The organism is Terriglobus albidus (genome assembly GCF_025685425.1).
GTDB lineage: Bacteria > Acidobacteriota > Terriglobia > Terriglobales > Acidobacteriaceae > Terriglobus > Terriglobus albidus.
In genome coordinates, this window is sequence record NZ_JAGTAS010000048.1 from 25634 (window position 1) to 44057 (window position 18424).

Sequence of the window (18424 nt, forward strand, 5' to 3'; positions counted from 1 at the left end):
AATGGGGCAACGGTGTATCGGTTGCCGAACATGCCCTACAGCTCTTTCTCGAAAAGATAGGAAGTCTTGGTGCGCCGGTAGCCATCACGTTCGTAGAAGGCATGCGCCCGTTCGCGCGTAGAACGCGAGGTCAGCATCATCGTTTTCAGACCTTGCTGCCGTGCCCACTCTTCTGCATGACGGCACAATAACGCGCCAACACCTTTACCACGGGCGCTCTCGCTGACCACCAGGCCGTCGATACGGCCTTTTGGCGCCACGTGCAGGTGCATCTCCGTAGAGAGATCGATGTAGCCCGCGATCTGTTCTCCGTCACAGGCGACGAAGACGGCTCGTCCGGGCACCTTTGTCTGGCGAGCGATACGCTCGGCAATTTCACTGGATGTGGTGGCATAGCCCAGCTCGCCTGCGAGCCGGACTATCTCGCTTGCATCGTCTTCGGTGGCAGGACGGATCGTGATCATTGCCGAGGAAGGTTCTAATCGGCTTTCCATTTGATGTTGCAGCCGATGGAATACTTCTGGTTCGGATCAGGCCGTTTGCCTGCCAGCACCATATCGATCGCGGCGCGCAGGTCTTTACCGGTTACCGGGAGATCGTTGCCGAAGTCTTTCCGCTGCGGCCGGCTGTCATCCAGTTGACCGCGATAGACCAGCTTCTGGTCGGCATCGAAGAGGAAGAGGTCGGGCGTGCAGGCTGCGTCATAGCTGCGGGCGACCTCCTGCGTCTCGTCATAGAGATAGGGGAAGGTCCAGCCGTTGCGGCTGGCCTGCTCCTTCATGTGTTCGGGACCGTCTTCGGGATATTGGCTGACGTCGTTGGCGTTGATCGCCACGATGCCGATCTTCCCCTGATAGTCCCCGCCGATACGGCCCAGCTCCGCCTCGACATGTTTGACATATGGGCAGTGCGGGCAGACGAACATCACCAGCAGGCCTTTAGTGTCTGCGGCAACATCATCACGGCCAACGGCCTTGCCGGTGATCACATCGGTAAGCTCAAACGGCGGGGCAACCGTGCCCAGCGCCACCATGGTGGACGGAGTTCGGGACATGCGGCGATTTTACGCCGTTTGCTGTGTCGGTTCCGCCAGCAGCCAGCGCTCAATCGCTACGGCCGGCATGGGACGAGCAAAGTAGAAGCCCTGGCCGAGATGGCATCCCATCTCGAGCAGCATGTTCACGTGCTCTGCGGTCTCGATTCCTTCGGCAATCACCTGGAGGCGAAGCTTCTGGCCAAGAGCCACGACGGTTTTGGTCAGCGACAGGCTCTGCGATTCACGATCCATGTCCGCGACCACGGTACGGTCGATCTTCACGCAGTCGAAGGGGAAGCGATGCAGATAGCTCAGTGAAGAGTAGCCAGCGCCGAAGTCATCCAGATGAATGCGGAAGCCCGCATCCTTCAGCTCACGCAGCGCGTTCAGGCCCGCAGCCTCTTCGTCCAGTGTTGCTTCGGTGACCTCAAGCTCAAGATCGTCGGGTTGCAGACGATGACGCTCCACGGCAGCCAGCAGTTCATCCAGCAGCAGGGGATCGTTCAACTGCCGTCCCAGGAGATTGATGGAGACGCGCGTGTGCGGCGTAGCAAGACCGCTTGCCCGCCAAGCTGCAAGTTGGCGCAGAGCCTGGTCGGCAACCCAGTAGCCTACGGTGCGGACCTCGTTGCTGCGCTCGGCCCATGAGAGAAAGTCACCGGGGGAGATAGAGCCAACGATCGGGTTCTGCCAGCGCAACAGGGCCTCATATCCCACGACAACGCCGGTCGCGCCTTCCGTCGGCTTCATGTCGATCTTCGGCTGAAAATGAAGGGTCAACTCCCCGCGCTCCAGCGCCCGGGCAAGTCCACCCTTCATCGGGATATGCTCAGTGTGGGGAGGATTTTCGTGTTTCATAACGTCCTTCATCGTAGGTCTCGCTAAAGGGGCCCAGCAATGCAACTTTCCGGCTATTACCCTCTGAAAGGGGTTCGGAGTCCCATTTCTCAATAGGATGCAGGTACCGGCCAAAATCCGCCAAGCGGTGGAACAACAGTTAGAAGGGCTTCCGCTCAAGCAGTTGCGGCAGGCCGCCGAAGTGCTCTCACAACGGTACCGCACGGAGGCACCGACCGCCAGCGCTCATTTAGCCAGTGATCTGGCTGCCGCGGCTTACCTTGCTGTCCGTTTTCCCGCAACCTTCAGCGCCGTTCGCCGTGCCATGGCGGAGACGGCAGACGTGCATCCGGAGTTTGCTCCGGTGACGCAGCTCGATGCGGGTAGCGGGCCTGGGACAGCCGTGCTGGCTGCCGGGGATGTCTGGCCGTCGCTAAGGCAGGCTCTTCTGCTTGAGGGCAGCGCTCCCATTCGCCAGTCAGGGGAACCCCTGGTTGCTGCGTCGGGGATCGCGGCAGAGTGGCGGGCTGGGGATCTGGCTTCGACGGCAATCCCAGATAGCTCCGAGGTCCTCACCCGCTTCGATCTGGTGACCTGTGCATATGTTCTTTCGGAGCTCTCGGCCACCGCACAGCGTCTGCTGGTCGAGCATCTATGGTCGGCAACCGCCGGCGTGCTGTTGCTGGTGGAGCCCGGCACTCCCGCCGGATGGCAGCGCATTCTGGAGGCGCGTACCGCCCTGCTGCATGCAGGCGCCCAGATCCTTGCCCCCTGCCCGCATGCCTTCGCTTGCCCTCTGGTGAGTCCGGATTGGTGTCACTTTGCCGAAAGGGTCGAGCGTAGCCGCATGCACCGCCTGGTCAAGCAGGGAGACGTGCCATGGGAGGATGAAAAGTTCCTCTACCTGGCGGTGAGCCGCGAGGAGCGGCCAGTGAAGCCTAAGTCACGCGTGTTGACGCGTCCGAAGATCAACAGTGGCTTGATCGCATTGAAGCTTTGTAATCCGGACGGAACAATGACCCAGCCGGGAATCCGGAAGCGGGACAAAATCTATAAGCAGGCTCGCAGAACTGACTGGGGTGAAACGCTTGATTTTATGTTGGATAACGAACAGTAGAATCTGTTAGATTACTAAGTAGGCAATGTCGTACCGCTCCGGCCCTGGTTACCAAAAATATAAAAATTTACCGGGTGCTCATCTCTCTTCCATTGCATAAAAGACACTTAGGTTTGTCGTTTTCTTGGCCTTGTATCCGTCTCGGTTGAAGCAGAGACTTGAAGATCGGAGCACGTTCTGTATCCATGAGTAGTAGAGAATGTTCAAACTGCATCGGCGTGATATTGGAACGTCGTCCGGCGAGCGGTTTATTTGAAATTATTGCTTCCCTTGTTGGTCTAAAGCCGTGGCGTTGTCGCCGCTGTGGGCGGACTCACATGCGGTTCCAATCCAAGTAAGGTTCTCCAGCAAGTCGAACGATCGGAGTGTCTATTCCGCCGCAAGCACGGGCGGTTTGCGGTGGTGCGTCTTCTGTTCATAGGCATATGCGTAGCCCAGCAGTGCGCCGTCTTGCCATACCTTCCCGCTGATCTCCAGGCCAAAGGGAAGACCATTGTCATAAAAGCCACCTGGTACCACGACGGCGGGAACGCCGATTCGGTTCACCCAGCCAGTATTGCTGTGTGGTCCAGTGGATGGTCCGCCGCCGGGCTGCGGAGCAATCTCGTCATTGGGCGGCATCTGCAGCGCTGGATAGACCATGCCGTCAAGATGCAGGCGATCGAGGGCCTCGTTGTATGCGGCCAGGGCCTTTGCCTGCGGATCCCAAAAGGTCTCTTTGGACTTCGGGTCATCTTCCAGGCGACATTGCGGAGTCGCAGGTGCATTGCTACGGCCCTGGCCTAAGAGGAACCCTGGCAGCTTCTGACCGGTAGCCTGTTCAAAGGCTGCCGGAGACTTATACTCGGCAGGTCCAAAATCTCTCAGGAAATTTTCAAACCCTTCTGCGCGGTAGGGGCCGGTACCGATGGCACGGACCAATGCTTCGAAGCTTGAGGGAAGAATGGTGTCATCTTCCACGATGGTTGCGCCTGCGGCACGTAGCCCCTCGATCGCTTTCCGGAATGCAGTCAGCGTTTCCGGGCGAAGTGCAAGGCTGCGTGAAGCACCTGTGGAGCTGAGCGCGGTTCCCTGATTGTTGAGGATGAAGCTGGGCACACCGAAGCGTTTGCCCTTCAGCGCATCGGCCTTCAGATACTGCGTGAAGTGGGGTGGTTCCTTGGCCGTTGAGCCGGCAGTACGATTGTCGAGCGTGTCTTCGCCCGCCATGACTTCCAGAGCGATGGCGGCATCGGTGACATTGCGCGCCAGAGGACCGGTATCGTCGAGCAGCCAGTCCAGGGGTGCGATGCCGGCAATGCTGACCAGGCCGCGTGTGGGCAGGAAGCCGACGAGCGAATCCGTCGAAGCGGGATTACGAATGGAGTTTGAAGTATCGGTGCCCTGTCCCAGAACTGTGAGGTTTGCCGCGACAGCGGTCGCGGTTCCTCCGGAGGAGCCGCCTGGAGAGTAGCGCACGTTGTAGGCGTTGCCGGTGCGTCCGCCGGCGCTGCTGTTGTTGGTGTCGCTGGCGGCGAAGTCCGGCATATTGGTGTGGCCGAGAATGATGGCGCCCGCAGCTTTGAAGTGCGCGACAATCTGTGCATCGCGCGGTGCAATCAGCTCATGACCGGGCTGCATGAAGCCGGTCCATCCATCGCTGGTCACACGGCCTTCGATGCTGGTGTTGGCCTTGATGGCGATGGGAACGCCCCAGAGAGGCTGTGTCTTCAGCTTTGCGGCAAGGGTAGCGGGAGACTTCGCTTCGGCATCTTCCTGATCGGCTCGCTTCAAGGCGCCTTCGCGGTCGAGCTCAAGCATCGGCTTGTATGCTGGGTTGTACTTGTCAATGCGAGCGAGATACCACTCCGTGACCTGCCGGACGGTATAGGTATGTGCGCGGTAGAGCGTATGCAGCTTCGTGACGGAGACCTCGAGCAGATCGCGGTCCATCGCCGCAGGGGTCGGTGTCGCGGCTATAGCGGACACGCTCAGCAGCGTGCAGAGGAGTGTGGCCTTCAGGACATGCATGACTTGGCCTCCGTACTTACTGTTGTTGCTGTGCCTGCTGAAGCTGTGTCAGGTTCACCAGCGGTGGCGATGGCGGCTGTTGTGCGCGTTCCACCAGAATCGACCAATCTTCCGGTACCGGCAGCTCCTGGTCGAGCAGCGGTGTACCTTCGCTCTGCGTCACGCGGACTGCCACGGTCAGTTCCGAGTTGGCAAGGCCGCGGAAGATTCCATGCGTCGGCGGTACATCAGCATAGTCGCGCCCGATGGCGGTGCGGATATGACGATCACCGGCGATGAGCCAGTTCGTTGGGTCGAATCCAACCCAGCCGAGCTGTGGCACCAACGCTTCTACCCATGCGTGTGTGGCTGATGAGACCGAGCGGTCATGGTCTTCGTTGCCATGAAAAAGATAACCGGAGACGTAGCGGCAGGGAATCCGCAGCTTCGAACGCACCAACGTGATCATGATGTGCGCGAAGTCCTGGCATACTCCCATGCGGTGATTGATGGCGACGTCGATCGGCGAATCCACCTTGGTGGACTTCGGCTTGTAGTCGAAGTATTTATAGAGCCGCTCATTCAACTCATGCAGCACCTGCAACGGATCGTCGCGGCGCGTTACCTCCAGGTTTTCGGCAAGCTCATCCAGAGCGGCTGTCGGTGTAGCAAACTCGCTGGGGAAGAGCATCTCCCAGTAGTCGCCCTGCTCGATCATGTAGTCGAGCTCCTTCCACGCATCCGGCGCGAGAAATGCAGGCACCTGTGGGACGGGAGCGATCTCCACCAGAGATTCGGCAACAATCACAAGCTGCGTGTGCTGCCCGGGAATATCAAAGTGATGGACATGATTGGCCAGATGATCGCGGTAACTGAAGACACGGCAGCGCGGTGTGACCGAGAGCTGAAAGTTAAGGCAGCGCTGGTTGGAGTCCGAACGTGGATGCATCCGCGTCTCCATGATGGACTCGCTTACCGGGTCGCTGTAGAGAAACTTCGTCAGATGGCGGACTGAATAGTACATCGGTTTTCCTCCTTAGCCTGCCAGGGCGGTTTGAATCGAGTAATCGATGTACAACTCATAGATGGCGCAGTGGATGTCGCGGCACTCGCTCAGGATGCCCTGTAGGTAATCAACCACATTGCCTCGCAGGATCTCTTCGACGCTGGAGTAGCGCAGGCTTGCCTGCAGCCGGCCCGCAAGCCGGGTTAGGTTTTCCGTGCGCGACTTACCGCTCTCTCGCTGAATCGCATCCAGTGCGCTGACCAGGCTCTCGATCGAGAACCGCAGCGAATGCGGGAAGTTCTCATCGAGCAGGAGAAACTCAAGAATGCGCTCGGGTGTGAGGTCGGCAGTATAGACCTTGCAATACGCCTCGAAAGCCGTAGCGCTACGCAGCAGTCCCATGTATTCGAGATATTCGTTGCCCTCGGGGATGCGTTCCGGATGTTCCCACAGGTCGTGGTGATATGCCTCCAGCAGCATGGCGGTAGCCGAGGCGCGTTCGATGAAGCGGCCTACCTGGATGAAATGCCATCCCTCTCCGTGCGACATAGTGGAGTCGGTGACACCCTGGAACTGATGGACGGCTTCCATCACGGACTGTAGAAACTCGCCTGGTTCCTGGCCTCCGCTCAGCAGGGCCTCGGCGTGCATATCGCTGTGCATCTCCGGCCGGGTGACGGCGAGATAGAGCGAGTTGAGCCGGTGCCACATTTCGGTAGAGATCTGCTCGCGGACATGGCGTGCATTTTCACGTGCCGCGATGATGCAGGAGAGCACCGACGTGCGATTCGCCGTATCGAAGGTGAGGTCATGCGAAAGTTTATAAGGATCGCCGTCCCATTCTGTTCCCGCTGGGCCGAGAGCCGTCACCATGCGCTGCCAGCGATGATCGGTGCCACTGGCAGACTCATCGAGCATGAGATTGAAATTCACGTCGAGCAGGCGCGTGGTGTGCTCGGCGCGCTCGAGATAACGGCTCATCCAGTAGAGACTGTCTGCAACACGGGATAGCATGATGTCTCCTTAGCTCAACACCCAGGTGTCTTTGCTGCCGCCGCCCTGCGACGAGTTGACGACGAGCGACCCCTTACGCAGCGCTACGCGTGTCAGGCCGCCAGGGACGATGCTGACCTTATCTCCGTACAGTACATACGGGCGAAGGTCCACGTGGCGCGGTTCGAGCTGGTCATCGAACATGCATGGCGCGCGGGAGAAGCTGATGGTCGGCTGGCCAATGTAGTTGCGCGGGTCGGCCTCGATGCGCCGTGCAAACTCCTCTCGCTGCGCCGCGGTGGAGTGCGGACCAACCAGCATGCCGTAGCCTCCGCTTTCGCCGACTGCCTTGACGACAAAATTCTCCAGGTTGGCGAGCACGTGTTTGCGCTCATTCTCGCGGGCGCAGAGAAAGGTCTCCACGTTTTTCAGCACAGGTTCTTCGCTGAGGTAGTACTTGATGATGTCGGGGACGTAGGCATAAAGCGCTTTGTCATCTGCCACGCCGGTGCCGAATGCATTGGCCAGCGTTACGTTGCCGGCGCGGTAGGCGTTGAACAGGCCGGCGACACCAAGAATGGAATCTCCCCGGAAAGCCAGCGGATCGATGAAGTCATCATCGACACGGCGGTAGATCACGTCGACGCGCCGCAGGCCTGAAGTTGTCCGCATATACACGACGTTGTCATGCGTTACCAGGTCGCGGCCTTCCACCAGCTCAATGCCCATCTGGCGCGCAAGGTAGGCGTGTTCATAGTAGGCGGAGTTGAAGACGCCCGGCGTCAGAAGGACGATATTGGGCTCAGGCCGGCCTTCGGGCGCCAGCGAACGCAGTGTGCCCAGAAGCAACTGCGTGTACTGCTCGATCGGCCGCACGTTATAGCTGCGGAAGAGCTGCGGGAAGATACGCTTCATCACGCGCCGGTTGGTGAGCATGTAGCTCACGCCCGAGGGGACGCGGAGGTTATCTTCCAGAACGACGAACTCGCCGTTCTCCAGGCGAATGAGATCAGTGCCGGTGACCGCGATATAGATATTACGCGGCACTTGCAGGCCCACCATCTGGCGCCGGAACTGCTTGCAGGAATAGACGACCTCGCGCGGCACAATGCCATCGGCCAGAATGCGGCCCTCGTGGTAGATATCGCGCAGGAACAAATTCAGCGCGGTAATACGCTGTGTGAGTCCGCGTTCCACCGTCGCCCATTCTTGCGCGGTAATCACGCGAGGCAGGAGGTCATAGGGGAAAATGCGCTCGGTGCCTTCTTCCCGGCCATAGACCGTGAAGGTGATGCCCTGATTCAGGAAGGAGAGATCGGCAGCCTGTTTGCGGCGCTGCAGCTCCGCGTGGGGCAAAGACGTGAAGTGATTCAACAGTAATTGGTAGTGAGGGTGCAGCGCCTCGGGCGAGGCGAACATCTCGTCGTAGGCGTTGTCCAGAAGGTAGTTCTGGAGCGCCGGCATCTTGAACTGGCTGGTCTGAAGTGTACCCATCTGGAAACTGTGGTTTGAGTATAGAGGCCGCGGCATCGCAGTCAAACTGCAAATCCCGCGGCCGGCTGAATCTCAACCGCAGTTTCGTGGGTCTACTGCCGTGCGGCGACCGCAAGCGTCATCTGCGAACCGCTATCGACGTGTACGTTCTGTCCGCTGGCCGCCACAGTGCCGGAATTGGAGGTGTCTGTAGAAGCCGACAGCATCACGCCCGGGATTGCCGTCTGAACCGCTCCGTTCGCCCCGACCGTTCCAGCGCCGGAAACCTGACCGGCCGTTGAACCCACAGTCTCTCCGGCTCCATTAGCCGCACTGCCGACTGTATTCGTCGCGCCGCCTACTGTCTGGCCGGCACGATTCACCGTATTCGTTGTTGCCCCACGCACTCCGCCCACGGTATTGCCGACCACACCGCCTGCCGAGGGTGCAACTCCACCGCCGCCCGAGGGGTCGGGAGCCGGTGCAGGCGCTGCCATCCCTGGATCAGCGTTCCCGCCGCCGGTCTGGCTCATCTGGTATTGGGACATCAGGGATGGCTTCAGATCACGTACGACAGCGTAGATGGGGATCGTATTGCCTTCTTTGGTTTTGGCCTGATCGAAGAGGAAAGTCACAGAACCTGTGCCCGCCTGCTTGTTGTAGGCCGCAGCCTCGGTCACATGGCCGATCAAGGTCGTACCCTTGGGGAGGGTAGTGCCGTTATTCAAGACTGCGGCTGATTTCGTGACAGCCGTGACCTGATCGCCCTGCTTCGCTTTCTTGGAGTCCAGACTCGACTTCAGTTCCGCATCAAGGTTAGTGGCCTGTACTGCCTGTGCCGTAGTGTTGTTGCCCCTCTGTGCACCCTGCACCTGGGTCTGCGTGCCCTGTTGCACCTGGGTGCTGGTGCCCTGGCTTCCCACGGAATTCGGTGCCGTCTGCTGTGCGACAGAGACGGCCGAAACGAGGAGAAGGGCGGGGAAAATCCTGGAAGACATAGTCCACCTCCAGTCTTATGAGACACATGCGCCTCAGGCTGATGTTGCCTGCGATGCCTCTTTTTCGGATTTTGCATCTTACGTTATGAGAACGTCCATGATTCTGCGATGCTTCCACGGATTTGCCGTTATATGGGTGTCGTTGCTGCTGCTATTTGGGGATGCAGCTACGGCAAATGCTTACAGCGTGTTGTCGCACGAGGAAGTTGTCGATATGGTTTGGACACCCTACCTTGTCCCCCTGCTGCAGGCGCGCTATCCCGGATTGACCTCCGATCAACTGAGGGAAGCACACTCCTATGCTTATGGTGGTTGTTTAATTCAGGATCTCGGCTATTACCCATTTGGCAATAAGTTCTATTCGGACATGCTGCACTACGTCCGGACAGGAACCTTCGTCGAGAATTTGCTGCACGACGCCGGCAATGCGGACGAGCTGGCCTTTGCTCTCGGCGCGCTGGCGCACTATACAGCTGACGCGGTGGGACATCCGTACATCAACCGTCTGACCGCGGAAGAGAATCCAAAGCTGAAGAAGAAGTATGGGGATGTTGTGACTTACGAACAGGCCAAGGTCGCGCATATCCGTACGGAGTTTGGTTTCGATGTCGTGGAGGTTGCGCATGGCCGTTATTCCCAGGACAACTACCGCGACTTCATTGGCTTTCAGGTTGCGAAGCCTCTGCTCGACCGTGCGTTTGAGGAAACCTATGGCATGAAGCTTCAGGATCTACTACACGATGAAGACCACGCCATTACCACCTATCGCAGTGCGGTCTCCGAACTCATCCCAAAGATGACTGTTATCGCCGCGACCGCTTATGCGAAGCAGATCGAGAAGGAGAATCCAGGCTTTAATAAGCGCAAGTTCATTTATCGGCTTCGGCGCACGGAGTTTGAAAAGAAGTGGGGACGTGATTACTCGAAGCCGGGCGTTGGAACTCGCTTTCTGGCTTTTCTCGTGAAGCTGCTGCCGAAGATAGGTCCTCTGAAGGTGCTGAAGCCGAAGATTCCCAATGCGACGCAGCAGGATGGCTACATCAAAAGCGTGAATCAGACGGTCGATCGCTATGGCGAGTATCTCAAACAACTTGCGGCCAGTAATGGCCCGGCTGACAAGGCGCAGATTTCTACGGCTGCTCTGGGATTGGGTGGTGCAAATCTGGACACCGGCGATCTCATTCGGTTCGGACAATACCGCCTCTCCGATCAGACCCATGAACGGCTGTTGCAGGAATATCTGAAGCCAAAGGCCCAACCCGTGCCTCCGGCCGTTCTGGATCACCTTGTTCGCTTTTATGCCGACGGTCCTGTGGGCGAGAACCAGGTGCCGCAAAAGGACATAGATCGCATTCACCTTCAGCTTGTCTCCCTGCAGCAACGGGTGGCTGCTGTACGACAAGCAAAGGTATCGAATTGATTTCCTGTAACCACGTGAGGCGTGCAGATTGCGTCCAACAAAAGTAAGGTTGCAATAGCTATGGTCTTCCTTCGCCGCATGTTGGCAGTCGCTGCGCTGGCCTCTTCCCTGAGCTTGAGTGCGCAGATGTTGTCCCGTCCCGGTTGGGCGGGTTCGGGTATGTCTTCCGATCCATGGTGGCAGCACGCTGTCATCTATGAGATCTATCCCCGCAGCTTCCAGGATTCGAACGGCGATGGTGTCGGCGATCTGAAGGGCATCACCCAGCGCCTGGATTATCTGCAGTCACTTGGTGTGGACGCCATCTGGCTTACGCCCATCTATCCCTCGCCACAGGTCGATTTCGGCTACGATATCTCCGACTACACGTCGATCGATCCGCAGTACGGCACGATGGAGGACTTCGACAACCTGGTGCAGGAGGCGAGCCGCCGCAACATCCGCGTGCTGATGGACCTGGTGCTCAACCACACCTCCGACAAGCACGCGTGGTTCGTAGAGTCGGAGTCGAGCAAGAACAATCCCAAGCGCGACTGGTATGTATGGCGCGATGGCAAAGGTTCGGGTCCAGATGGCAAGCCTTTACCGCCGAACAACTGGCAGAGCCTCTTCGGTCACTCCGCCTGGCAGTACGATCAGAAGACGAAGCAGTTTTACTATCACTGCTTTTATCCGCAACAACCTGATCTGAACTGGCGAAACCCGCAGGTGAAGCAGGCCATGTTCGATGTGGCGCGTTTCTGGCTCAATCGTGGTGTCGCCGGGTTCCGGCTCGACGCCATCGATACCTTGTTCGAAGATTCGTCGTTGGCCGATGCGAAAGAGCTTCCAGGACTGAACATTTTCGGCGATCCCAATATCGAAAAATCGCAGCAGATGGGTCTGCCGGAGATACACGGCGTCCTGCGGGAGTTGCGCTCCGTGATCAACAATGCACCGGGGCAGCGTCTTCTGGTCGGTGAGATTTACACGAAGAGTGCCGCCGATCTCGCCGCCTGGTATGGCGCAAAGAATGACGAGCTGCAGTTGCCGATGGATACAGGCGTAGGCTTCACCAACAAGCTGGATGTCACTGCCTTCCGTGAGAAGCTTGAGGCGGCGCAGACCCAGCTCCACGGCAACCCGCCTCTGCTGGTCTTCGACAATCACGACAATCCGCGCAGTTGGGACCGCTATGGGGATGGTCGACATAATAAAGAGATTGCACGTGTGCTGGCGACGATTCTGCTGACGTCGCGCTCTGCGTCGCTGCTGTACTACGGGCAGGAGCTCGGCATGGCCACTGCCACACCGGGACGCAAAGAGGATGTGAAGGACCCGATTGGTATTATCGGCTGGCCGAAAGAGAAGGGCCGCGACGGCGAGCGCACGCCGATGCAGTGGGACGGTAGAGCAGAGGCCGGATTCAGTAAAGCGGCAAAGACCTGGCTGCCGATTCCGACCTCGGCCATGACGGTGAATGTCGAGACCGAGCAGAAGGACGATCATTCGCTGCTGAAGTGGTATGAGCAGTTGATCGCGTTACGCCGCAGCCGGCGTGCGATGCGCGAGGGTCAGCAGATCCTGTTGAACCATGATGCGGATAACGCGCTGGTCTGGGTTCGCAAACATCAAGGTGTGACCGCAACCTCACCTGCCGTCGTGGTGGCCTGCAACTTCTCGGATAAGCCGGTCACGCTGCATCTGAAGAGCGAGATCACGAAGCTCGGTCTCCGCGGCCAGTTCTTGCGCAGCCTGATGCGCAGTGACTACGGCATGGGCCCGATGAACCTCGACTCCGTGAAGCTTGAACCGTACGGCGTGTATATCGGGGAAATCCATTATTAGTTGAATGGTGATTTATCGGTAGGCACAATGCCTCGACTTACCTCGGGCTCACTATTCAACGATTCAACCAATCAACTATTCAACTTGCCGTAGGCATCGTACACCCTTTCAAACACCGCATCCCAACTGCAGTTCAAGGCGTATTCGCGTGCGGCGAGGCGCATGCGGGCCAGGGTCGTGGGCTCGCGTAGAAGGCGTTCGATGGCGTCGGGAAAGCCTTCGTCGGTGGCGATGTAGCCGGTCTCGTCGTTGCGCACGATGTATTTGGGGCCGCCGTCCGGGGTAACGACAGCGGGAACTCCGCTGGCGAGTGCTTCCAGCACCACATTGCCGAAGGTGTCGGTATGCGATGGGAAGACCATCACATCCATGTTGGCGTAAGCGGTGGCCAGCGCGGTGCCCTTCAGCACGCCGGGGAACTCGGCGCGGGGCAGGGCGGCTTTCAGCAGAGCATCTTCCGAGCCATGACCGATGACCAGAAAACGGAAGTTGGTGATGCCGCGTGATTCGAGGGCGCGTTGAATCACGGGCAGCAGTGCAACATTCTTTTCGACGGAGAGCCGGCCGACGAAGCCAAGGACAAACTCATTGTCGTCCAGCGGACGGGTGCGATGCGCGGGAGAGAAGGTGCCAGTCTCCACACCGCGCTGCATCAGGTGGCAGGGTTTGCCGGTGGCGTTGGTGAGCAGCGTGCACAACTCATCGTTGGGTGCGAAGAGCACCTTGGCCAGGCGATAGAACCGGGCCGTGGCGTTCAGGGTTGCGTCTTGTACCGTGCGTTCGGTCGCTTCTTTGGCGCGGGGAGAGAAGAAGCGCGTCAGCCATTCGGCGCGGCGGGCAGCGTATTCGTGCACGTTGGTGTGCCAACTTGCGGCGAGCGGGATGCCCATGCGCCAGGCGAAGATAGCGCCCAGGATCCCCTGTTCGCTCGGGCCGGTGATGTGGATGAGGTCGGGCCGGAAGCTCTCCAGCCGCAGCCGCACTATGCGCAGATGCCGCAAGAAGAGCGTATCGAAGGCCAGGTCGCGTTCCATGGGAACGGAGGCGAAGCTGCGCCGCAGTTCCAGTGTTTGCACGCTGCCATGCTCTTCGAAGGCAGTTTCGCGCGATCCGGCGCGGACGCAGAGGAAAGGGAGCTGGTGACGCTCGGCAAAGGCTTGAAAGTTGCGGCTGGTATGGGCGACGCCATTGACTTCATGAAAAGAGTCCGGAAAATAGGCGACGCGCTGCCTCATGCAAGCTAGCGTAACAGTGCTCCGTCTATGCTGTGTGTAGCCTGCATGATCACGGAATCTTCAGCGCCACCCTCCATCACGCTTCGCGGCGCCCTGGTGGATATTCTCAGTAACCCCGGCCAGCATCTCCTTCGGGAGTGGAACTGGAAGGCGGCGCTCTTCAGCGCTGCCCTCCGCGCGCCTATCTTCTTTGTCTCTGACCATCACGCCGCTCCGGGGCAGGCGCTGGGCGCCATGCTGACCGAGGCCGTCTTTGCAGCCGGATTAGGCGGTTTTCTTGGCTCCATCATCCAGCGCCTGCGCGATGCCCGTCCACGCTGGGGCACGGCGCTGATCATGCTGGTGGCGATTCCGGCCGTGCTGGTTGGCGTGCAATATGTAGTGCACACCTGGGTCTCACCCCAGAAGATCCGCGGCAGCCTGATCGCCAGTTTTCTGTTGGCGGCGCTGTCGACAGGCTTCAATTGGTTTGCGACGGAACAGGGAGCCATCCTCACGGATGGGCAGGCTGACTCGCTCGGAGCGGACTTGCAGCACATTCCGTTGATTATTTACCGGTTTTTAATGGCTGGACCGAGGGCGCTGTTTGGGAGAGGGTTGAATCGTTCGGTCGTTGAAGAATAGTTGCCAGTTGCTTACGCACGAAGTCGGACGAATGCTACTGCGTCTATCCGAATACTTGGGAAAGACCAAGTAAAAAATGTAGCCACGCAGTAACTGGCAACTGTTTACTCGAAACTGCTTTATCCTCTTGTTTTCGCGATATCGGGACCGACGAAGTCCTCCACAGTCGGCGGAGTTGTAGGTTCGGTCTGCGGCTGCAGGTGGTTCTTCGTCAGGCCGTCGACCAGAAGATGGAAGGCTTCTTCGGGTGTGTCGGCGAACTGGAAGAGGTCGCGGTCTTTGACGGCGATGGCGCCCTTATCCACCAGCACGTCGAGATTGATGACCTGTGACCAGTACTCGCGGCCATAGATCACCACCGTGATCTGCTTGGCCAGCTTGCGGGTCTGGGCGAGGGTCAGCAGCTCGAACATCTCATCCAGCGTTCCAAAGCCTCCGGGAAAGACCACCAGAGCCTTTGCCAGATAGGCGAACCAGTACTTACGCATGAAGAAGTAGTGGAACTGAAAGTTGAGTTCAGGCGTGATCCATGGGTTCGGCAGCTGCTCGAAGGGAAGCGCGATGTTCAAACCGATGGACTTGGCTCCGGCCTCTGTGGCGCCCCGGTTCGCGGCCTCCATAATGCCTGGTCCCCCGCCAGAAGTGACGACAAAGCGGTTGCGACGGCCCGGCAGCTTCATCGCCCAGGTAGCCATCATGTGCGCCAGCGTGCGCGCGTCTTCGTAGTAGCGAGCCATCTCAATGGCGGCTTCCGTACGCTTCTTCTTCAGCTCGCTGGTCTCGTCGCCGTCGAAGTCCGGCTGTTCTTCTTCCGGTGCGAGTTTTGCCGAACCGGTGTTCTCCAGCAGCCGCATCTGGTCTTGCGCGGCGTCCATACCGATAAAGCGGGCCGAACCGAAGAAGACCACCGTGTCCTGGACACGTTCCTTGCGAAAGCGGGCAAGCGGCTCAGAGTACTCCGCCAGAATGCGGAAGATGCGTCCATCGGGGGAGTTGATGAAGTGGTCGTTCTCGTAGGCGAGGGGGGCGTGCTCAAGGGGATCCGGAACCGGATGCTGGGGCTGACTCATAGCACAAGGGTAGTTGAATGGTTGATTGGTTGAATAGTTGAATGGTCGACAATCGGCAGCGCCAAAACCATTCAACTATTCAACTATTGCACTATTCAACCCGGCATCAGCCGCGGTAGTCCCGATACTGGATCACTTCACTGATGCCGATCCAGATGTCCAGCAGGCCCAGGCCGGAGATCAGGCCCTTGACGGCGCCATTCCGTAGAATGGCGCCGACGGCGGGATATGCATTAAAGAGATTGTTGTGGTCCCAGACGCGGGGCCACCAGGGAAGCACCGTCACCAGCACGCCCAGGTAGACACAGAAGAGCACCAGGATGAACAACGAGATGCGTTGCAGCCAGACGGGGGCCGGACGATCGTGGTGCTGTCTTTCCTCGTGCGCTGCTTCCGGCTGTACTGCCATCAAATCTCCGAGACTAGCTCTTAGACGTAAGCCTACTACTCCACGTTTTGGTTGCGGCGCGGACGGCGGTTGGCCTGCAGGACCTTCTTGCGCAGGCGCAGGCTCTTCGGCGTTACTTCGACGAGTTCGTCATCGGCGATGAACTCGATGCACTGTTCCAAGGTGAGTTGCTTGTAGGGCACCAGACGGAGGGCTTCATCGGCCGAGCTGGCGCGCATATTGGTCAGCTTCTTTTCGCGGACGCAGTTCACGTCGAGGTCGTTGTCGCGCGAGTGCTCGCCGACTACCATGCCCTCGTAGACCTCTACACCGTCGCCAACGAAGAGAACTCCACGATCCTGCAGGCCGTTCAGCGCGTAGGTGGTGGTGGTGCCCGCACGGTCACTGATCAGGGCACCGCTCGGACGCTGCGGAATCTCACCCTGGTAGTTGGTGTAGCCATCGAAGATGGAATTCATCACGATGGTGCCGCGCGTTTCGGTCAGCATTTCCGAGCGCAGGCCGATCAGGCCGCGGCTGGGCACCTTGAACTCCATACGCAGACGGCCCTGGCCGTGCATCTTCACCATTTCGCCCTTTCTGGGCCCGAGCTTCTGGATCACGGTTCCGGCAAACTCTTCCGGAACGTCGATGGTTACGTATTCCACCGGCTCCATCAGGGCGCCGTCGATGCGCTTGGTAACGATCTCAGGGCGGCCGACCATCAGCTCGTAGCCTTCGCGGCGCATCATTTCGATCAATACGGCAAGCTGCAGTTCACCGCGGCCCAGCACCTTGAAGCTGTCCGGTGAATCCGTCTCTTCCACGCGAATAGAGACATTGGTCAGCAGCTCGCGGTCGAGACGGTCACGCAGGTTACGGCTGGTGACATACTGGCCTTCGCGTCCGGAGAAGGGCGAGTTGTTGACCGAGAACTGGATAGCGATCGTCGGCTCATCGATGGTGATCTTCGGCAGCGGCTGCGGATTGTCCACACCGGTGATGCTCTCGCCGATGGTGATGCCGGCGACGCCGGCGATGGCGACGATATCGCCGATCTGGGTCTGCTCGATGTCGGTCCGCTTCAGGCCGGCAAAGCTGAACAGCTTGGTGATCTTAGTCTTCTGCAGCGATCCGTCCAGCTTGGCAACGTTGACTTCGTCGCCGGTCTTCAGGGTGCCGTTGAAGACGCGGGCGATGGCCAGGCGGCCGAGGTAGTCGGAGTAGTCGAGGTTGGTGACCAGGATCTGGAGAGCGCCGTCGTGATCGCCGACGGCCGGCGGAATCTTCGCTAGGACGGTGTCGAAGAGCGGCTTCAGGTCGGTGCCGGGCTGGGCCAGGTCCAGGGTGGCGGTACCGGCCTTGCCGTTGGTGTACACCACGGGGAACTCGAGCTGGCTCTCGTCGGCGTCCAGGTCGATGAACAGGTCATAGACCTCGTTCAGAACTTCCTGAGGACGGGCGTCGGGACGGTCGATCTTGTTGATAACAAGGATTGGAGGCAGGCCGGCTTCAAGAGCCTTGGAGAGCACGTAGCGGGTCTGGGGCAGAGGACCTTCGCTGGCATCGACCAGCAGGACGACACCGTCCACCATCTTCAGCGCACGCTCTACCTCGCCGCCGAAGTCGGCGTGGCCGGGGGTGTCGACGATGTTGATCTTAGAGTCGCCATAGTGGACCGCGGTGTTCTTGGCCAGGATGGTGATGCCGCGCTCTTTTTCGAGCTCATTGGAGTCCATCACGCGCTCGGCCACGGCCTCGTTCGCGCGGAAGGTGCCGCTCTGGCGCAGCAGCGCGTCAACCAGTGTGGTCTTGCCGTGGTCGACGTGGGCGATGATGGCGATATTCCGAATAGGCGTAGTGGCGTTGCTCACGGGAAGTGGATCCTGTTCTGAAAACTTGAGTTTTGCGGGGAACCGGCAGGAATCTGCCGCCTCCGACAGTTTACCAGCACGGGCTGGCGGCAGACGACGGAGGAGGCTAATCTTTGGCCATAGACCCTATGCCACCACGCTTTACAGCAGACCCGCGCTCTGTCCCCGGCGATTTTTACGTTATCCAGAACGAGTGCATGGGCTGTGGGATTCCCCAGAAGATCGCTCCGGAGCTGGTGAATTGGGTCGAAAACTCTCCTCCGCACTGCGGTTGGGTACGTCAGCCCGCCACCAAGAAAGAACTGAAGCGGGCGATCGAGATCCTGAAACAGCAGGACTTCGGCTGCCATCGCTATGCGGGAATGGATCCACGAGTGCTTCAGAGTGTTCCGGAGTGCTGTGATTATTACGTCCAGCCGGGAGTAGATATGTCGCCACCGAAGGTGAATTGGTGGTGGCGGCTTTGGAGGAGGCTGATTCGATAGCCCATGCACTGGGTGCCCCCATCCATCGCATCGCGATGGGTGGGAATTCGAG

17 protein-coding genes are annotated in these 18424 nt (G+C 59.1%); 5 read left to right on the forward strand and 12 right to left on the reverse strand.

Annotated elements, in window-relative coordinates; genetic code table 11:
• Nucleotides 1-35: 35 nt before the first annotated feature.
• Genes OHL21_RS08140 through OHL21_RS08150 form a run of 3 tightly spaced genes read right to left on the reverse strand, consistent with a single transcriptional unit; the run spans nucleotide 36 to nucleotide 1894 of the window.
• Nucleotides 36-464: a GNAT family N-acetyltransferase gene (locus OHL21_RS08140; RefSeq protein ID WP_263416756.1), complete on the reverse strand. Its 429-nt coding sequence runs from the start codon at nucleotides 462-464 to the stop codon at nucleotides 36-38.
• Nucleotides 465-478: 14 nt separating this feature from the next.
• Complete coding sequence (locus OHL21_RS08145; protein ID WP_263416757.1) at nucleotides 479-1054, reverse strand: thioredoxin family protein; 576 nt, start codon at nucleotides 1052-1054, stop codon at nucleotides 479-481.
• A 9-nt stretch (nucleotides 1055-1063) separates the two neighbouring features.
• Nucleotides 1064-1894 (reverse strand): putative bifunctional diguanylate cyclase/phosphodiesterase, encoded by an 831-nt coding sequence (locus OHL21_RS08150; protein ID WP_263416758.1) that lies wholly within the window; start codon nucleotides 1892-1894, stop codon nucleotides 1064-1066.
• Nucleotides 1895-2021: 127 nt separating this feature from the next.
• Here OHL21_RS08150 and OHL21_RS08155 point away from each other — a divergent pair, with 127 nt between their 5' ends.
• Nucleotides 2022-2990, forward strand: coding sequence for a small ribosomal subunit Rsm22 family protein (locus OHL21_RS08155; protein WP_263416759.1), 969 nt, complete (start codon nucleotides 2022-2024; stop codon nucleotides 2988-2990).
• A 369-nt stretch (nucleotides 2991-3359) separates the two neighbouring features.
• Here the strand turns inward: OHL21_RS08155 and OHL21_RS08160 are convergent, their stop codons facing one another.
• From OHL21_RS08160 to OHL21_RS08180, 5 genes are all read right to left on the reverse strand, one after another.
• A complete protein-coding gene (locus OHL21_RS08160) occupies nucleotides 3360-5000 on the reverse strand; it encodes an amidase (protein WP_263416760.1) in 1641 nt (546 codons plus the stop codon).
• Between the two features lie 16 nt (nucleotides 5001-5016).
• Nucleotides 5017-6003 carry a transglutaminase family protein gene (locus OHL21_RS08165; protein ID WP_263416761.1) on the reverse strand — a complete coding sequence of 329 codons (987 nt, stop codon included), beginning with the start codon at nucleotides 6001-6003 and terminating at the stop codon, nucleotides 5017-5019.
• 12 nt (nucleotides 6004-6015) lie between these two features.
• Entirely contained in the window at nucleotides 6016-6999 is a 984-nt protein-coding gene (locus OHL21_RS08170) for an alpha-E domain-containing protein (protein ID WP_263416762.1), read from the reverse strand.
• A 9-nt stretch (nucleotides 7000-7008) separates the two neighbouring features.
• A complete protein-coding gene (locus OHL21_RS08175) occupies nucleotides 7009-8472 on the reverse strand; it encodes a circularly permuted type 2 ATP-grasp protein (protein ID WP_263416763.1) in 1464 nt (487 codons plus the stop codon).
• 92 nt (nucleotides 8473-8564) lie between these two features.
• Nucleotides 8565-9449: a hypothetical protein gene (locus tag OHL21_RS08180; RefSeq protein WP_263416764.1), complete on the reverse strand. Its 885-nt coding sequence runs from the start codon at nucleotides 9447-9449 to the stop codon at nucleotides 8565-8567.
• A 97-nt stretch (nucleotides 9450-9546) separates the two neighbouring features.
• Between OHL21_RS08180 and OHL21_RS08185 the strand changes: the two genes are divergently transcribed.
• Nucleotides 9547-10869: a zinc dependent phospholipase C family protein gene (locus OHL21_RS08185; protein ID WP_263416765.1), complete on the forward strand. Its 1323-nt coding sequence runs from the start codon at nucleotides 9547-9549 to the stop codon at nucleotides 10867-10869.
• Between the two features lie 60 nt (nucleotides 10870-10929).
• Nucleotides 10930-12696 (forward strand): glycoside hydrolase family 13 protein, encoded by a 1767-nt coding sequence (locus OHL21_RS08190; RefSeq protein ID WP_263416766.1) that lies wholly within the window; start codon nucleotides 10930-10932, stop codon nucleotides 12694-12696.
• 71 nt (nucleotides 12697-12767) lie between these two features.
• Here OHL21_RS08190 and OHL21_RS08195 read toward each other — a convergent pair whose 3' ends face one another.
• Nucleotides 12768-13931, reverse strand: coding sequence for a glycosyltransferase (locus OHL21_RS08195; RefSeq protein ID WP_263416767.1), 1164 nt, complete (start codon nucleotides 13929-13931; stop codon nucleotides 12768-12770).
• A 45-nt stretch (nucleotides 13932-13976) separates the two neighbouring features.
• Here OHL21_RS08195 and OHL21_RS08200 point away from each other — a divergent pair, with 45 nt between their 5' ends.
• Nucleotides 13977-14555, forward strand: coding sequence for a hypothetical protein (locus tag OHL21_RS08200; RefSeq protein WP_263416768.1), 579 nt, complete (start codon nucleotides 13977-13979; stop codon nucleotides 14553-14555).
• Between the two features lie 119 nt (nucleotides 14556-14674).
• Here OHL21_RS08200 and OHL21_RS08205 read toward each other — a convergent pair whose 3' ends face one another.
• The 3 genes from OHL21_RS08205 to typA form a co-directional block, all read right to left on the reverse strand.
• Entirely contained in the window at nucleotides 14675-15625 is a 951-nt protein-coding gene (locus tag OHL21_RS08205; RefSeq protein ID WP_263416769.1) for an LOG family protein, read from the reverse strand.
• Between the two features lie 106 nt (nucleotides 15626-15731).
• On the reverse strand, nucleotides 15732-16034 hold the full coding sequence (locus OHL21_RS08210; protein WP_263416770.1) for a hypothetical protein: 303 nt from the start codon (nucleotides 16032-16034) through the stop codon (nucleotides 15732-15734).
• A 35-nt stretch (nucleotides 16035-16069) separates the two neighbouring features.
• Entirely contained in the window at nucleotides 16070-17887 is a 1818-nt protein-coding gene (typA, locus tag OHL21_RS08215) for a translational GTPase TypA (protein ID WP_263416771.1), read from the reverse strand.
• A gap of 113 nt (nucleotides 17888-18000) precedes the next feature.
• On the opposite strand from typA, the gene OHL21_RS08220 reads away from it, so the two are divergent.
• On the forward strand, nucleotides 18001-18372 hold the full coding sequence (locus OHL21_RS08220; protein WP_263416772.1) for a hypothetical protein: 372 nt from the start codon (nucleotides 18001-18003) through the stop codon (nucleotides 18370-18372).
• The last annotated feature ends 52 nt before the right edge of the window (nucleotides 18373-18424 follow it).

Coding starts and splice junctions, on each gene's coding strand:
- OHL21_RS08140 (WP_263416756.1), bottom strand. CDS start 464: ATGATCACGATCCGTCCTGCCACCGAAGACGATGCAAGCGAGATAGTC.
- OHL21_RS08145 (WP_263416757.1), bottom strand. CDS start 1,054: ATGTCCCGAACTCCGTCCACCATGGTGGCGCTGGGCACGGTTGCCCCG.
- OHL21_RS08150 (WP_263416758.1), bottom strand. CDS start 1,894: ATGAAACACGAAAATCCTCCCCACACTGAGCATATCCCGATGAAGGGT.
- OHL21_RS08160 (WP_263416760.1), bottom strand. CDS start 5,000: ATGCATGTCCTGAAGGCCACACTCCTCTGCACGCTGCTGAGCGTGTCC.
- OHL21_RS08165 (WP_263416761.1), bottom strand. CDS start 6,003: ATGTACTATTCAGTCCGCCATCTGACGAAGTTTCTCTACAGCGACCCG.
- OHL21_RS08170 (WP_263416762.1), bottom strand. CDS start 6,999: ATGCTATCCCGTGTTGCAGACAGTCTCTACTGGATGAGCCGTTATCTC.
- OHL21_RS08175 (WP_263416763.1), bottom strand. CDS start 8,472: ATGGGTACACTTCAGACCAGCCAGTTCAAGATGCCGGCGCTCCAGAAC.
- OHL21_RS08180 (WP_263416764.1), bottom strand. CDS start 9,449: ATGTCTTCCAGGATTTTCCCCGCCCTTCTCCTCGTTTCGGCCGTCTCT.
- OHL21_RS08185 (WP_263416765.1), top strand. CDS start 9,547: ATGATTCTGCGATGCTTCCACGGATTTGCCGTTATATGGGTGTCGTTG.
- OHL21_RS08190 (WP_263416766.1), top strand. CDS start 10,930: ATGGTCTTCCTTCGCCGCATGTTGGCAGTCGCTGCGCTGGCCTCTTCC.
- OHL21_RS08195 (WP_263416767.1), bottom strand. CDS start 13,931: ATGAGGCAGCGCGTCGCCTATTTTCCGGACTCTTTTCATGAAGTCAAT.
- OHL21_RS08200 (WP_263416768.1), top strand. CDS start 13,977: ATGATCACGGAATCTTCAGCGCCACCCTCCATCACGCTTCGCGGCGCC.
- OHL21_RS08205 (WP_263416769.1), bottom strand. CDS start 15,625: ATGAGTCAGCCCCAGCATCCGGTTCCGGATCCCCTTGAGCACGCCCCC.
- OHL21_RS08210 (WP_263416770.1), bottom strand. CDS start 16,034: ATGGCAGTACAGCCGGAAGCAGCGCACGAGGAAAGACAGCACCACGAT.